This window comes from Neorhizobium sp. PAMB6630, from assembly GCF_058242775.1.
In genome coordinates this window covers 1,263,729-1,279,799 of the sequence record NZ_JBZAYV010000002.1, presented here as the reverse complement: position 1 = coordinate 1,279,799, position 16,071 = coordinate 1,263,729, and the positions used below count along the sequence as shown (strand labels likewise).

Below are 16,071 nucleotides of genomic sequence, written 5' to 3'. Positions count from 1 at the left end.
CCTGTGTTGAAATCTTTGTTCGGGGGTCAGGCGACGTCTTCCAGGTCGCGGAGCGACTGGATCATCGAAGACCGCATGAGGTAGTTTTTGTGTTTGGAGGGATCGGCGGCGATCTGGCGCAATTCGTCGTGATAGGCCGCGCGTGCCACGGGATCGTTTTCCGCCATCATCTTGCGATTGCGCAACGATTGTTCCTGGACGGTTTCGATCGCCACCTTGCGGCGCTGGCGATTGTAGCGCTGCGTGATGTCAAGCGGCGCCTTGCCATGCCAGACCTCGACCAGCTTGTCGCACAGGTTCACGGCATCATGAATGCCGCCATTCATGCCCATGCCGCCAAGGGGATTGTTGAGATGGGCGGAATCGCCTGCCAGGAATACCCGACCAGCGACATAGCTCGCCGCGACGCGCTGGTGCACGCGGTAGGCGGTTGCGTGGACGATATCGTAGGCGCCAGACTTTGGGCAAAGTGCCTGCAGGCGTCGTTCCATCTCGGCCGGATCCTTGATCTGCTCTTCCGTCTGATTCGGGTCGGTCGGCAGCAGCACGCGCCAGAGCGACGGCGTGCGCAGCAGCACCGCCCATTCGCTGGGATCGGTGAGGTAGGCGATCGGCGCCAGATCCTCGATTGCCTCGTCAAAGCGAAACGACGTTGACATCGACAGGAAGATCTCCGGTATCGTCAGCCCGTCGAAGGAAATGCCGAGCGACTTGCGGATGGCACTATGGGCGCCATCGCAGGCAATCAGGTATTGTCCGGACAATTGGTCGCGCGAACCATCCGCGATATGCTCGATTGTCAGCGTTATCCCGGCATCATCCTGCGCGACCTCTACGGCCTTGGCACCATAGATCAGGTCGATCTGGCTATCCGCCGCGATGAGTGCCCGCAACTCTTCGGAGAGCTTCCACTGTTCGCATTGAAGGCGATAGGGATGATTGGTCTCGCCGGCCAGAATGCCGAGATCGAAGGTCGCGACGACCCCTTCTTTTCGGTCACGAAACTGCCATGTCGGGCAGACAAGCCCGCGTTCGACGAGTTTTCTGCTGATATCAAAGCGATCGAGCATGTCGAGCGTCGGCGGATGGAATGTCGAAGCCCTGAGGTCCTTGGGCAGGTCCGGGCTGGTTTCCACGATGGTCACGGGTATGCCCGCCTGAGACAGGCAGCAGGCAGCAACCAGCCCGACAGGCCCGGCCCCGACGATCAGAACACGATCCATGTTCACCCTCATTATCATTATTTCTCCGTCAATGTTTCCCTTGACATGGGTCAAGTGCTAACTCATTGTGTACAACATGTCACGACATTTAAAGAGGCAATTTTGAAAATGTCGAGATTTTTAGAGGCGGCTGATTGTTGAGCATGCGGTGCATGTGAGGCGGTCGGGCGATGAAGAAGGCGGGCGCGAAATGGCGTTCCGCCCATAAAATGAGGCGCCACAAGGCGTCCGAAGACGGGAACGATGATCTTGACGATAAATTTGACGGGAAGAATTCCGCTTTTCTCTTAGGTTGACTAGGCCCGGGCAGGGCGGCTCACGGCATGTCAGTATGCCGTTTTTCTGTGCGTTTGCACTTTTATCCTGCCCTGTTTGTATACAAATAACGAGAGACAAGCTCATGTTGTTAATTCAGCAATTGCTGAACGGGATCATGCTGGGCAGCGTTTACGTGACGGTAGCGGTCGCCTTCACGCTGACCATTGGCGTGTTGAACTTTCTCAACTTCACCATCCCCACACTCTTCATGCTATCGGGCATGGGCGCCTGGGCGCTTGCCAAATGGGGGCTGCCCTTCGGCCTGACGGGGCCCTTTCCCTGGCCGCTGGCGCTCGGCGGTGCAGTTGTCATGACAATTGCCGCATCGCTCGTCGTTGAACGCTTCACCTTTCGTTATATGAAGGCGAAGTACGGCGATGCGACGGAGCATGCCATTCCGCTGGTAAGCTCGCTCGGTTTTCTTCTCATCATCGAAAACCTGATCCGCATTGGTTACGGCACCGATCCCCAGCGCATGGACGCGATCAGCTGGGATACGACCATCAACCTCGACGGCCTGCTTCTGCGCGCGCCGCAACTGATCAGCCTTGCGGTCGCTCTCGCAATCGTTGCCGGACTGACCTGGGTGCTGAAACACAGCCGCATCGGTCGCGGATTGCGCGCGATTGCCGAAAATCCGGATGCCGCCAATATCCTCGGCGTCGATTCCAAGCGGCTCGTTCCGGTCATCTTCATGCTGACCGGCCTGCTCTGCGGGCTTGCCGGCATTCTCTTTGCCATCAATTACGGTGAGGTCTCTCCCGGCATGGGTGAGGAAATCGGGTCCAAGGCCATAGCCGGCATGGTGATCGGCGGACTTGGCTCGATCTGGGGCGCCGTTTTAGGCGGCCTGATCATCGGCATCGCGGAGATGCTGACCGTTCATTTTTTTGGCGCCGACACCGTCCAGGTCGTCGTGTGGGGCCTGCTGCTCGCGGCCCTCTTCGTCCGCCCCCAGGGCCTGCTTGGCCATCACTCGATTGGCAAAGGAAAGCTCTGACCATGAGCGGCTATTGGACCGGTATTCTCACGATCCTCGCGATCAATGTCATCATGGCCTATGCGATCTTTCTGCCTGTCGCAACTGGCCAGCTCAATCTCGGTGGTGCCGGTTTCCAGGCGCTCGGTGCCTACACCGCCGCCTATTTTTCCGCAAATTACGGCCTGACCGTTTGGTTGACATTGCCTCTGTCGATCCTGGTCGGCGGCGCAGTCGGCATGGCCATCGCACTGCCTTTGCTGCGCACGAAGGGGGTCTATCTCGTGCTTGCCACTTTCGCACTTGCGGAAGTGATCGGGGGGGGCATCCTCAATACCGAGGCGCTCGGAGGTGCCATGGGGCTGTCCGTGCCGGATTATGTCGATTATCCGGTGCCGATGGGGGCGGCCGTCCTGGTCACCCTGTTCTGCTTTTATCTGATGGCAACGCGCTTCGGGCTTGCCATGCGCGCTGCCCATGACGATGAGGTGGTCACCGATCTCCTCGGTGTCAGCGTTCGCGGCGTTCGGGTGGCAGCCTTTGCCATCGGCGCGGCCCTGGCCGGTCTCGCCGGCGCGCTTTATGCGCACAGCTACAGCTTCGTGGAAAGCCAGAGCTTCAACGCGACCCTGTCGATCTATGTCCTCCTCTACGTGCTTTTGGGCGGTACCCAGACCGCGCTCGGGCCGTTGTTCGGTGCGGTGTTCTTCACCTTGCTGCCGGAAGTGCTTCGCTCGATCCTGCCCGAATTCAAGAGCTGGATCGTCCTGGCCTTCGGGGCCGGCGGCAATGTCTCTCCTCCCGACGAGAGCTGGCGTTTCGTGATCCTTGGCCTTCTGACTGTGCTGATGATGATATTCCGACCGGAGGGCCTGATCACCCGAACACTGGTCGACAGGCTCCGCAGTCCCTTTACACCACGCCGGCGCGTCCTGCGGGAGGTCGCGGTATGAGCGGCTCATCGGACGTCCTTCTCAGTCTGTCAGGGGTGTGGAAAAAGTTCGGCGGCCTCACCGTCACCTCGGATGTCAGCTTCGACGTTCCCCGCGGCGCCCGTATGGCGTTGATCGGGCCAAACGGCGCCGGCAAGACGACGATCTTCAATCTGATCTCGGGCTTTTACGAACCAACAGCGGGCAAGATCGAGCTCGAGGGTCACTCCATTCTGGATTATCCCTCGCGCAAGCGCATCGGCCTCGGCATTGCCCGCAGCTTTCAGAACATTCGGCTGATGCCGCATCTCTCGGTTGTCGAAAATGTCATGCTTGGCCAACAGGTGCATGCCAATTCGGTCTTCGACATGCTGAAGCCGCTTTCCCTGTTCGGCCGCTCGCGCTGGCGCGCCGAGGCTGAAGCGCTGCTGGAGGAAATGGGGCTCGACACCTATCCGGGTGAAGTGGTCGCCACGCTGCCTTATGGCGTCAGGAAGAAGATCGAGGTGGTGCGGGCGCTGGCGGCCAGGCCCAAGCTGCTCCTACTGGACGAACCGGCCGCCGGTCTTAACGGCGCAGAAACCCAGAGCCTGACGGAATTCCTGAAGGGTATCAGCCGTTCGGGGGTCACGCTGCTGGTGGTCGAGCACGATATGGGGCTGGTGCGCGAACTCTGTGACACTGCCGTGGTGCTGAACTTCGGAAAGAAGATCTACGAAGGATCGACGGCGCACGTGCAGGAGGATCCGCTCGTGCTTGAAGCCTATCTCGGTCCCAATCATGCCAAGGCCGCAAAATCGGGAGCCTCCCATGTTGCTTGAAGTGCGCGGTCTTGATGTGCGTTACGGCCGCAACCATGCGGTCAAGTCGCTTGATCTTCATGTGGCGGAAGGCGAGATCGTCACCGTGCTCGGGGCCAATGGCGCGGGTAAAACCTCACTGTTGCGGGCGCTGCAGGGGGCCGTGAGGCCAGCATCTGGCTCCATCAGGCTTGCAGGCCATGAACTTGCCCAGGCCACACCTGCCGAGCGTGTGCGTCGTGGCATGGCGCTTGTTCCCGAGGGCCGGCAGATCTTCGTGAGCATGTCGGTGCATGACAATCTGCTGATGGGCGCCTATCTGCGCAAGGACGGCGATTGGACCCGCGATGTTGATGAGGTCTATGACCGCTTCCCCAATCTTGCCGAACGACGCGACATGAAGGCGAGCGTGCTGTCGGGCGGCGAGCAGCAGATGCTGGCGATCGGTCGTGCTCTGGTCAGCCGGCCGCGGTTAATCATGCTGGACGAGCCCTCGCTTGGCCTTTCGCCGCTGTTTGTCACAAATCTCTTCGATCTCATCGGCGAACTCAACCGCTCGGGCATCAGCATCCTTCTGGTCGAGCAAAACACCGGCATGGCCCTCGATGTCGCCCGGCGCGGTTATGTGCTGGAACTCGGCCAGGTTGTGCTTTCGGACGAAGCCCAGGCACTCGCCGGCAACAGTGCCCTGACCCAAGCCTATCTCGGCGGCGGCCACGCCGCTGCAAGCTGATCCCGATCTGACCGTCACCGGACGGACTGCCATCTCGAAAACAAAGGAGAATGCAATGACATCAAGGTTCCGTTTGCTCGCATCCGTCGCTCTGGCCGCGCTGGTGGCGCTTCCTGCGCTTGCGGAGGACACGATCAAGATCGGCAATATCGTCACCACGGCCGGGGTGCTGAAGAGCGTCGCGGAGCCTGCCGTGGTCGCCGCCGACATCGCCGTCGAAGAAATCAATGCCGCAGGCGGCATCAATGGCAAGAAGGTCGAGCTGATCCGCTTCGAGGCATCCTCCGACCCCAAGCAGGCCTCCGTTGGCGCGCGCAAGCTCGCACAGGATGATGGCGTGCTGGCCATTCTCGGACCCTTCTCATCGGCCGAATTTTCTGTCGCTCTCAACGATGCCGAGCGCTTGAAGGTGTTGATGATGCCGAACTCCGCCTCCACGCCCGGCCTGACCGAGGGCAAGACCTACAGCTACCGCCTGTCGGAAGACGAAAGCAAACAGTTCGGCCGTCTGCTGAAGTCGATCAAGGCGAAGGGCGTGAAGGCCGATACGGCCGAGATCGTCTATATCTCGGACGAAGTGGTCTCGAATGCCGCTGGCACGAAGCTCTATCCCACGCTGCTCGATGCCGCAGGCATCAAGCACGGCACGCCGATCGCGGTACAGTACAAAAGCTTTGATATGTCGGCTCAGGCGGCCCAGATCATGCAGTCCAATCCGGATATTGTCGCCATCGCCGGCACGCCGCCATCCGCCTCCAAAGTCATCAAGGAATTGCGGCGCCAGGGCTACAAGGGCCGCATCATCGGCTCGCAGATCTTCGCCGACCCCAATGTTCTCGAACTGTTTGGTCCGGAGGGTGACGGCACGCTGCTCGTCGCCGGTTTCTGGAAGGGCTTTAATGCGAGATCGCAGGCCTTCAACGACAAGTTCGTTGCCGAAGCCGAAAAGCGTGGCATCCACAAGCTCGGCGCACACCATTCCGATGCGCAGACCTATGACACGCTGTTCCTGATGAAGCAGGTGATGGAAAAGGCCGGCGTTACCGGAGATCCGTCGAAGCTGACGCAAGAACGGGAGAAGATTACCGCTGCCATGCAAGGCGTGAGCTTCTCCGGCATCCTCGGCGACAACATCTGCTTTGCCGGTCATGATGCCGAGCTTCCAGGTTATGTCATTGAGATCAAGAACGGGCAGTGGACGAAGTTTGACGAGGCGCCGGCCGATCCCTGCAAGTGATTTCCATTTGAAACCGACCCCGACAGCGCGCCACGCTGACGTCTTCAGCGTGGCGATCCGCCCCGGCCGTGATGTGCCAAGACCAAGCCCCAAGAAGAACAGAGGGAATGTGAAATGTTGAAACGCTTGACGATGGCGACTGCGCTTGCCGCGACACTGTCTTTTGTCCCCTTGACGATGGCCGCGGCCGAGACCGTCGGACTGGCGACCACCAAGGGCGGCGCAACCGAGCAGATCGCCACGGCGCTTGCCAAGACCATCACGGAGAGGGCGGGCGTCATGGTGCGTCCGCAGGTCATGGCCAACACATCGCAGTATCTGCCTCTGGTCGATGCCGGACGCGTGGAATTCGGCATCGCCAATTTTCCACAGACCGCCTATGCGATCTCAGGCACTGGCATGTCCGAAGGGCAGCCCAGTCCGAACCTGCGCATGGTGGCGTCTCTCATCCCTTTTAATGCAGGCCTGATGGCAACCGAAAAGTCGGGCATGAAGACCATGGGGGATCTGAAGGGGAGGAAAGTGCCGCGCTTTCCGGTCAATTCGCTCGGTGATTTCATCATTCGGGCATCGCTGCAGACTGCGGGCCTCACCTATGACGATGTGACATCTGTTCCGATCGCCAATTTCCCGGCCATGTTCGAGGCGCTGAAGGACGGCCAGACCGATGTGACCATCGCAACGGCCGGATCGCAGTCCGTTCTCGATATCGAGGCTTCGGTGGGCGGCGTCACCTTCCTCAGCTACAAGACCGGCGACGAAGCGGTGCTCGACAAGCAGCTTCCCGGGACGGGGTTGAAGAAGGGCAGTCAGCTCGCCACGTCGCCCGGCATCACGCCCGACACCAACATCTTTTTCTATGATTATACGCTGTTTGCCAGCGCCAGCGTTCCCAATGAGACGGTCGCCAAGGTGGCCAAAGCGCTTTACGAGGGCAAGGAGAGCCTGCAGGCATCCGGTCCGATCTGGAGCGAGTTCGATCCGGCCAAGCTCGCCCATGTCACCAAGCTCGACTATCATCCGGGTGCGGTGGCGTTCTACAAGAGCGTCGGCATCTGGTCCGGCAAGTGAGGGCGGCGTGATGGAGACGACGACCGTCAAGGATGAAACCGCGAATGTGCGGGTGGAGGAGATGGGGCTTGCCTCTCGAATCCTGTCGCTTCTGGTCCCGGTTCTGGCCCTTGTCTGGGTCATGGCTCTGCCGCAAAGGCTTGGACTTCTGATCTATCCGGAACAGATCGTTGCGCTCATGTTCGGCGCCTCGCTGGCGGTGGTTTATCTGCGCCGAAAGGCGCGCGAAGGGCAGATTGAGCGGCTGGCCAACCAGGCAGCCGGCGGTCTCTCCATCGCGCTCGGGATCTATGTGTTCTGGCGTTTCCCGGTTCTCTCCGAAGCCACCCATCGTTACGCGACCGAGGCTCTGCTGATCGGGGTGCTGGTCACAGGGCTCAGCATGGAAGCGCTGCGGCGGGTCGTCGGGTGGACGTTGATCATCATTTTCGCTCTGCTCTTTGCGTATGCGGTCTTTGGTGACTGGGTGCCAGGCCCGCTTCAGGGCCGCCCCATGGCCGCCGCCGACGTCTTGCGTTTCCTCGGCACGGATTCGTCCGCCGTCTGGGGGCAGACGTTGCAGATCGCGGCCTTCGTTGTCGTTGCCTTCGTGCTCTTCGGGGGGCTGCTGATTGCCTGCGGCGGTGGGGACTTCTTTACCCAGCTTGCCATGCGTGTTGCCGGCCGCGGACCTGGAAATGCGGCCAAGGTTGCGGTCACTGCTTCGGCCCTGTTCGGGACGGTATCGGGCAGCGCCGTTTCAAACGTGATGTCCACCGGTATCATGACCATCCCGCTGATGAAGCGCGCCGGCTTCAAACCGGCCCAGGCAGCAGGCATCGAGGCTGTGGCGTCAACCGGCGGACAGATGATGCCGCCGGTCATGGGCGCTGCCGCCTTCCTGATGGCAGAAATTCTGATGGTGCCCTACAAGACCGTCGCGCTCGCGGCCATGCTGCCTGCTATTCTCTATTACATGTCGGTCTACGTGCAGATCGATTTTATCGCCCGTCGTGACCACATCCCATCACTCGGCGCGATGGAACGGCGCAGCCTGATCGACGTGATGAAAGAAGGGTGGCTTGCCATTCTGGCTTTTTCGGTGCTGCTGTTTTGTATCTTCACCTGGAATATGCGGGCGGAACTTGCGGCCGTCTGGGCCTTTTTTGCCCTTGCCATCGTCGGCCTTGCCGCCGGTTATCTGCGCCGCGACAAGAAGGTTATGACATGGCGGCGCATGCTCCATGTCATCATGGACACCGGTGGCGCCACCTGTGACGTGCTGCTGATCACCGCCGTCTCCGGTATGATTATCGGTGTTCTGTCCACCACCGGCCTTGGTTTTGCGCTGTCGATGTATCTGCTGGAGTTCGGGGGCACGAGCCTGTTCGGATTGCTGATCGTGACGGCCATCATCGGTATCATTCTCGGTCTCGGTCTCCCGACCACCGGCGTCTATCTGCTGATGGCGGCGCTGGCGGCACCGACGCTGATCCAGCTCGGTGTGTCGCCGATCGCAGCGCACATGTTCGTTTTCTACTTCGGCATCCTGTCGATGATCACGCCGCCAATCGCGCTGGCGAGCTTTGCGGCTTCAAGCCTTGCGGGTGCGTCGAAGGGAGCTACCGATATCGAAGCCTTCCGCTTCGGCTGGATCGCCTATTTTCTGCCATTCCTGTTCATCTACAAGCCCGGCCTGCTGATGGTCGGTTCGTGGACGCATATTGGTTACGTCTTCGCAAGTTCAATGGTTGCGCTGGTCCTCGTCACCGGCGGTCTGGTCGGGCATGGCCTGAAGCCACTCCATCCGCCACTGCGTTTCGTCTGGCTCGCAACAGGGCTTCTGGTCATCGCCCCGCTCAACGAGATCGGCAGCGACGCGCTGGAATATGCCGTCAGTGCGATTGGCCTGGTGCTGCTCATGTTGTCGCTCCTGCCGACCAGGGGCACAAAGGCGGTTCGTGCCTGATAGGTTTCAGACCGCGACCCTTTGGTACGCAAGCCCCGAAAAATTGCAGCGCAACCCTGAAAATCAAGGGTTGCGCTGCACGCCCGGTGAAGATCATGCCGGTGGAAAGCGCACGGTCTGCTGAAGTCCCCCCGACCGGCGATTGGCGATGGAAATCTCTCCTGCGAACCGGTTTATGATTTCCTTGGCGATTGCAAGGCCGAGGCCGGCGCCCGGTGCCGTCTTGCGCCGGGCCGGATCGACGCGGAAAAACGGTTCGAAGACCTGACCGAGCAGATCCTCCGGAATACCGGGCCCCTTGTCGACAATGGTCAGGATGACGTCGGTGTCGGTGGTGTCGAGGCTCCAGTGCGCGCCACCGCCATGGGTGGCGGCATTGATGACGAGATTGCGCAGCGCCCGCTTCAACGCCATGGGATGCGCCAGAATGGTGGCCTGCCTCGCGTGATCGAGGCTGACGGGGAAGCCGATCCGGACCAGTTCTTCGGTGATCAGGCCGACCATCAGGTCGAGACGGATCAGCTCCGCACCCGCATTGCTCGTCTCTTCCCGGACGAGGCCGATGGCACTGTCGGCAATCGAATCCAGTTCCTCAAGATCCGACAGCCACTTGTCGCGTTCCTCGTCGTTCAGGATGAATTCCGCGCGCAGCCGCATGCGGGTCATCGGCGTGCGCAGGTCATGGCCGGCCGCCGCCACCAGCCGCATGCGACTTTCCAATGCGCTGCGCAGGCGTGCGCTCAGACGGTTCAGCGCACGGGCCGTGGCGCGCACCTCGCGGCTGCCTTCCTCCTGAATCTCGGGGAGGCGCCCATCCTGCCCGATGCGCTCGGCAGCTCCTTCCAGAAATTCCAGCGGCCGGGTGATCTTGGAGGCGATGAAGAAGGAGATGGCGAGGCTGCCCAGCACGATCAGCAGCATCCAGCCGCCCAGGATATAGGGCCAGTCGGAGGGCGGCGCCCGGTGCGGAATGCGGAAGACGGCCCATTCTCCGTCCGGCGTGCGCACGCTTGCCATCATCGGCGGCGTTCCGCTGGTCTTGTTGACCATGGCCTGCAGGTGAATGCCGTCCTGTGTCAGCATGTCGTGCAACGCATCGGTCAGGCGCTCGTGATATTGTCCCTCCGGTGGCCGGTTTTCCAGGTCCGCGCCCGCTGCGATCGCCTGGTCACGGTTCGTTTCGATGAGCGCAAGCGTCAGCCGGATCTGCGACACGACGGGGATCAGGATCTCGTGGGCGTCCGGTGGCACGAGCACCCGGCTTGCGGCGAAGGTCGCAAGTCCCACCACCGACACGATGGACAGAACGAGAAGGGCGGCAATGCGGTGGTAGAGGGATTTCATCGGGCCGCCGCAAGGGTTCGCACCGTGACGGTCAGCTGGTAGCCGCCATTGCGCACGGTCTTGAAGACCATCGTTTCGGTATACTCGTTGAACTTGCGCCGCAGACGGCTCATCAGCACATCGATCGAGCGGTCCATCGGGTCGCGGTTGCGCCCTTGTGTCAGATCCAGCAATTGGTCGCGAGACAGAAGACGGCCGGGACGTTCGAGAAAGACATGCAGAAGATCGAATTCAGCCCCTGTCAGGTCCAGTTGCGCGCCGCTTTCGTGGCGCACCAGCCTCAGTGCAGGGTCCGCCTCAAAGCCCTCGAAGACGTGGAGGCGTGTCTCAGGCGGGCTTTCCGGTGCATGCGTCATGCGCCGCAGGATGGCCTTGATGCGGGCCAGCAGCTCGCGCGGGTTGAACGGCTTGCCGAGATAGTCATCCGCCCCGATCTCCAGACCGATGATCCGGTCGACATCTTCCTTGAGCGCCGTCAGCAGAATGATGGCCAGCGTCGGATGGCGTTCCCGCAGCATCCGGCAGATGTCGAGGCCCGATCCGTCCGGCAACATCACGTCGAGAACGACCAGATCGGGCCTGCTGGCGACGATCATGGCTTCGCATTCCTTCCGGTCGGCCGCCACGGTCACGCGCATGCCCTGCTCGGCCAGATAACGCGACAGCAGAGAACGGATTTCACGGTCGTCATCGACGATCAGGATGTGGCCGCTGCCATTCATCGGGAATGTCCTTCCTCTCCGCCCCAGCCTCTGTCTTCGCCTCTGACTAGCCGATTGGCCGAAAAGACGTTCAGAAAAATTGTAACCCAATGTTTCTGAGCGCAGTTGAGAAACATTTCGTTACAAAAATCCCCTTCCACAACATGTTCGGACACAAGCAGCCCAAACTCGGAAACGCGGGGGCTTTATCAATGGGCAACGTAACCGGCTGAGAAAAGGCGTGCCACGTGGCGCGCCAGCGCTCCGCTTTCTGGTGTCGGTCGCGGCGCGCGGATGCTCCATTTCGTCGCCCGGCAGTCTCTTTTCCATTGGAACGGTTTGCCTGTTGATGCCCATCTCCCTGTCTTTCCGTCGAACCCTTTCCCCACGTCTGCTGCGCCTGCCTGCCGCGCTGGCCGTGCTGTCGCTGGCCGGCCTTGCCAGCTGCAGCGACAGTGGCCAGCAGGGCGGTCCGCCGACCGCCAATGTCCGTGCGCAGGTCAGTGTCGTGACGCTTCATCCGCAATCGGTGGTGCTGACGGCGGATGTGCCGGGCCGCACCGCCGCCTCGCTGGTGGCGGAAGTCCGTCCTCAGGTCACCGGCATCATCCGCGCCCGCAACTTCAAGGAGGGCAGCGAGGTTAAGGCCGGCGACGTTCTTTATGAAATCGATCCGGCGCCCTATCAGGCGACCTATGACAGCGCCGTTGCGGCGCTCAAGAAAGCCGAGGCTGCGGTGCCGAGCGCCCAGTCCAAGGTCGATCGTTATCGCAGCCTGACCTCGCAGGAGGCGGTCAGCAAGCAGGATCTCGATGATGCGGCCTCAACGCTTGCCCAGGCGCAGGCCGAAGTCGCCGCCGAAAAGGCAGCTGTCGATTCCGCCCGCATCAATCTCGACTACACGAAGATCCGCGCGCCGATTTCCGGCCGCATCGATGCCTCCTCCGTCACGGTCGGCGCGTTGGTGACCGAGGCGCAGACGACCACGCTGGCCACCATCAATCAGCTGGACCCGATCAATGTCGATGTGACGCAGTCGAGTACGGATCTGCTTGAACTGCGCCGGGCCATCGCCAGTGGCCAGATCAAGTCCTCCGGCACCAATGTCTCCGTTGCGCTTCGCCTGGAAGACGGCTCGCGTTACGAGCTGCCCGGAACCTTCCAGTTTGCCGAAGCCTCGGTCGCGGCAACCGTCGGCACGGTGACGGTCCGCGCGACCTTCCCCAATCCTGATCGTCTGTTGCTGCCGGGCATGTATGTGCGCGCCACCATCGAGGAGGGCGTTGCGCCCAACAGCTTCCTGGTGCCGCAGCGCGCCGTTACCCGCAACCTCAAGGGCGTGGCGGTGGCTTTCTTCGTGGATGCGGATGGAACGGCCCACCAGCGCGAACTCACTGTCCGTCGCAGCGTCGGCAACAATTGGCTGGTCGCCGCTGGCGTCGCCGATGGGGACCGCATCGTTGTCGAAGGTATCCAGCGCATTCGCGACGGTCAGGCGGTGACGGCGAGCGAGGTCGAGATCGACGAAGCCACCGGCGACATCAAGCAGATGGCACTCGCTGCGCCCGCCAGGGATGCCGGCACTGTCACGCATTCCATCGATTGAGGTGATCCTTGTCCCGTTTTTTTATCGCAAGGCCCATCTTTGCCTGGGTCATCGCCATCGTGATCATGCTGGCCGGCCTGCTGTCGATTACCACGCTGTCGGTGTCGCAATATCCGCAGATCGCGCCGACCACAGTGCGTATTTCCGGAACCTATTCCGGCGCTGACGCACAGACGGTGGAAAACTCGGTGACCAAGGTCATCGAGCAGGGCATGACCGGGATCGATAATCTCGATTACATGACGTCGACCTCCCAGTCTAACGGCCAGACGTCGATCTCGCTCACCTTCACCAATGTGGCCGATCCGGACGTTGCCCAGATGCAGGTGCAGAACAAGCTGCAGCTGGTGGAATCGCAGTTGCCGCAGAGCGTGCAGAACACCGGCCTCACGGTCAGCAAGTCCAGCTCCAGTTTCATGATGGTCATCGGCTTTGTTTCCACCGACGGCAAGCTGACGACCATCGATCTTGCCGACTACGTCAACAGCACGCTGAACGATACGATCAAGCGTGTCGAGGGCGTCGGCGATACCCAGCTGTTCGGGTCCGGTTACGCCATGCGCGTCTGGGTCGATCCGGACAAGCTGCAGCAATATGATCTGATGATCAGCAATGTCACATCGGCCATTGAGGATCAGAACACGCAGGTCGCGGCCGGCCAGCTTGGCGCGCTTCCGCAGCGCAAGGGCCAGCAGCTGAATGCGACGGTCACAGCCAAGAGCCGCCTGCAGACACCCGAGCAGTTCGAGAACATCATTCTAAAGAGCAATAGCGACGGTTCTCTGGTTCGGCTGAACGACGTGGCGACCGTCGAACTGGGGGCGGAGAGCTACAACACCTCGAGCATCTACAATGGCAAGCCGACGGCTGGCCTTGCCATCAATCTGGCCTCCGGTGCCAACGCGATCGATACCGCAGAGGCGGTGAGGGCAACCATCGACGGGCTGAAGGACACGCTGCCGCCGAATGTGGAGGTGGTCTATCCCTATGACACCACGCCTTTCGTCCAGCTGTCGATCGAGGAAGTCGTCAAGACGCTGTTTGAGGCGATCGTCCTTGTCTTCGTGGTGATGTTCATCTTCCTGCAGAACCTCAGAGCCACCCTGATCCCGACGCTTGCCGTGCCGGTGGTGCTGCTCGGCACCTTCGCGGTCCTGTCTGCCCTCGGTTATTCAATCAACACGCTCACCATGTTCGGCATGGTGCTGGCCATCGGCCTTCTCGTCGACGATGCCATCGTCGTGGTCGAAAACGTCGAGCGCGTGATGGAAGAGGAAGGGCTTTCGCCGCGTCAGGCAACGATCAAGTCGATGGGAGAGATCACCGGTGCCCTGGTCGGCATCGCGACGGTGCTCTCGGCCGTCTTCATTCCGATGGCGTTCTTTTCCGGTTCCGTCGGCGTCATCTACCGGCAGTTCTCGGTCACCATCGTCTCGGCCATGCTGCTGTCTGTCCTGGTTGCCCTCGTGCTGACGCCGGCGCTCTGCGCCACCATCCTGAAGACGCCGAGCCACGGCGCAAAGAGCAGGGGCCTCTTCGGCCTGTTCAACCGCGCCTTCGATCGCAGCACGCGAGGTTATCAGCGCAGCGTGGGCGGCATCCTCAAGCGGCGTTTCGTCTTCCTGGCATTTTTCGTCCTGATTGCCGGCGGCGTGGCCTTCCTCTTCACCGACCTGCCGAGTTCCTTCCTGCCGGATGAAGACCAGGGTACGCTGATCACCAGCGTCCAGCTTCCCGTCGGTGCGACCGCCGACCGCACCATGAAGGTGCTGCAGCAGGTGACGGACCATTATCTGACAGACGAAAAGGACTATGTGTCCGGTGTGATGGGCGTCGTCGGCTTCGGTTTTGGCGGGCAGGGACAGAATGTCGGCATCGCCTTCGTCAAGCTGAAGGATTTTGCCGAGCGCAAGACGGCGCAGGCAAAAGCCCAGGCGATTGCGCAGCGTGCCCGTGCCGCCTTTGCCAAAATCACCGATGCCAATGTCTTTGCCCTGGCGCCGCCGGCCATTCCCGGTTTCGGCAACAATGCCGGCTTCGATTTCTATCTGAAGGACGTGACCGGAGCCGGTCACCAGAAGCTGACCGAGGTGCGCAACCAACTGCTCGGCATGGCCGCAAAGAGCAGCAAGCTCGTTGGCACCCGCCCGAACGGCCAGGACGACACGCCGCAATATTCCATCAAGATCGACCAGGACAAGGCAAGCGCGTTCAACCTCGACCTGTCCGACATCGACACGACACTCGCCACGGCGTGGGGCGGCGATTACGTCAACGACTTCATCGACCGTGGCCGCGTCAAGAAGGTCTATGTGCAAGGCGACGTGGGTTCCCGCATGCAACCGGAAGATCTGAAGCGCTGGTATGTCAAGAATTCCGATGACGAGATGGTGCCGTTCGCGGCCTTCGCCAGCGGCCAGTGGACCTTTGGTTCACCGCGTCTTGAGCGTTACAACGGCTCCTCGGCGGTTGAAATCCAGGGCTCTCCCGGCCCCGGTGTGTCCTCCGGCGATGCGATGAATGAGATCGATGCGCTGGTCGCCGGACTACCCAAGGGCTTTTCCCATGAGTGGACGGGCCTTTCGGCGCAGGAACGGCTGTCGGGCAGCCAGGCGATGCAGCTTTATGCGATCTCCATCCTCGTCGTGTTCCTGGCCCTTGCAGCCCTTTACGAAAGCTGGTCGATCCCGTTTGCGGTCATGCTCTCGGTGCCGATCGGGGTGTTCGGGGCACTGCTTGCGGCAAAGCTGTTCGGCCAATCAAACGACGTCTATTTCAAGGTCGGGCTGCTGACCACCATCGGCCTTGCGGCGAAGAACGCGATCCTGATCGTCGAATTCGCCATCGAGCAGCAGCGGCGTGGCCTGGATATCATAGAGGCCACGCTGGAGGCCTCGCGCCAGCGCCTGCGTCCGATCCTGATGACCTCGCTTGCCTTTATCCTCGGCGTGTTGCCGCTTGCCACGGCCAATGGCGCCGGCTCCGGCAGCCAGAACTCCATCGGTATCGGCGTGATGGGCGGCATGATCTCCGCGACGGTCCTCGGGCTCTTCCTGATCCCGCTGCTGTTTGTCGCCGTGCGCCAGGTCTTCAAGGGGCATGTCGGACCATTCGAGGATGAGGAGACCGCGAAGACGCCGGCCGCTGCCGTAGAAACCCCCTCCGCATCCAGCCATTAA

At 61.2% G+C, this 16,071-nt stretch carries 12 protein-coding genes; 9 read left to right on the top strand and 3 right to left on the bottom strand.

Annotated elements, in window-relative coordinates:
• Nucleotides 1-26: 26 nt before the first annotated feature.
• Nucleotides 27-1,223, bottom strand: coding sequence for an FAD-dependent oxidoreductase (locus tag AC4CWF_RS24535; protein WP_491286359.1), 1,197 nt, complete (start codon nt 1,221-1,223; stop codon nt 27-29).
• Nucleotides 1,224-1,623: 400 nt separating this feature from the next.
• On the opposite strand from AC4CWF_RS24535, the gene AC4CWF_RS24530 reads away from it, so the two are divergent.
• The 7 genes from AC4CWF_RS24530 (at nt 1,624) to AC4CWF_RS24500 (ending at nt 9,241) form a co-directional block, all read left to right on the top strand.
• The gene (locus AC4CWF_RS24530) at nt 1,624-2,541 is read left to right on the top strand and encodes a branched-chain amino acid ABC transporter permease (RefSeq protein ID WP_491286357.1); all 918 of its coding nucleotides are present in this window, start codon (nt 1,624-1,626) and stop codon (nt 2,539-2,541) included.
• 2 nt (nt 2,542-2,543) lie between these two features.
• Nucleotides 2,544-3,473, top strand: a complete 930-nt coding sequence (locus AC4CWF_RS24525; protein ID WP_491286355.1) for a branched-chain amino acid ABC transporter permease — start codon at nt 2,544-2,546, stop codon at nt 3,471-3,473.
• Nucleotides 3,470-4,273 (top strand): ABC transporter ATP-binding protein, encoded by an 804-nt coding sequence (locus tag AC4CWF_RS24520; protein ID WP_491286353.1) that lies wholly within the window; start codon nt 3,470-3,472, stop codon nt 4,271-4,273. Before AC4CWF_RS24525 ends, AC4CWF_RS24520 begins: the two co-directional genes overlap by 4 nt.
• Complete coding sequence (locus AC4CWF_RS24515; protein WP_491286351.1) at nt 4,263-4,985, top strand: ABC transporter ATP-binding protein; 723 nt, start codon at nt 4,263-4,265, stop codon at nt 4,983-4,985. The genes AC4CWF_RS24520 and AC4CWF_RS24515 overlap by 11 nt, the downstream gene beginning before the upstream one ends.
• Nucleotides 4,986-5,040: 55 nt before the next feature.
• Nucleotides 5,041-6,222, top strand: a complete 1,182-nt coding sequence (locus tag AC4CWF_RS24510; RefSeq protein WP_491286349.1) for an ABC transporter substrate-binding protein — start codon at nt 5,041-5,043, stop codon at nt 6,220-6,222.
• A gap of 114 nt (nt 6,223-6,336) precedes the next feature.
• Nucleotides 6,337-7,293 (top strand): TAXI family TRAP transporter solute-binding subunit, encoded by a 957-nt coding sequence (locus tag AC4CWF_RS24505; RefSeq protein WP_491286347.1) that lies wholly within the window; start codon nt 6,337-6,339, stop codon nt 7,291-7,293.
• A 10-nt stretch (nt 7,294-7,303) separates the two neighbouring features.
• Nucleotides 7,304-9,241: a TRAP transporter permease gene (locus tag AC4CWF_RS24500; RefSeq protein WP_491286345.1), complete on the top strand. Its 1,938-nt coding sequence runs from the start codon at nt 7,304-7,306 to the stop codon at nt 9,239-9,241.
• A gap of 93 nt (nt 9,242-9,334) precedes the next feature.
• Here the strand turns inward: AC4CWF_RS24500 and AC4CWF_RS24495 are convergent, their stop codons facing one another.
• Together AC4CWF_RS24495 and AC4CWF_RS24490 are read right to left on the bottom strand one after the other, a co-directional pair.
• A complete protein-coding gene (locus AC4CWF_RS24495; RefSeq protein WP_491286343.1) occupies nt 9,335-10,585 on the bottom strand; it encodes an ATP-binding protein in 1,251 nt (416 codons plus the stop codon).
• Nucleotides 10,582-11,307 carry a response regulator gene (locus AC4CWF_RS24490; protein ID WP_491286342.1) on the bottom strand — a complete coding sequence of 242 codons (726 nt, stop codon included), beginning with the start codon at nt 11,305-11,307 and terminating at the stop codon, nt 10,582-10,584. The genes AC4CWF_RS24495 and AC4CWF_RS24490 overlap by 4 nt, the downstream gene beginning before the upstream one ends.
• Nucleotides 11,308-11,635: 328 nt before the next feature.
• On the opposite strand from AC4CWF_RS24490, the gene AC4CWF_RS24485 reads away from it, so the two are divergent.
• On the top strand, nt 11,636-12,892 hold the full coding sequence (locus tag AC4CWF_RS24485; protein ID WP_491287799.1) for an efflux RND transporter periplasmic adaptor subunit: 1,257 nt from the start codon (nt 11,636-11,638) through the stop codon (nt 12,890-12,892).
• 8 nt (nt 12,893-12,900) lie between these two features.
• Nucleotides 12,901-16,071 (top strand): efflux RND transporter permease subunit, encoded by a 3,171-nt coding sequence (locus AC4CWF_RS24480; protein WP_491286340.1) that lies wholly within the window; start codon nt 12,901-12,903, stop codon nt 16,069-16,071.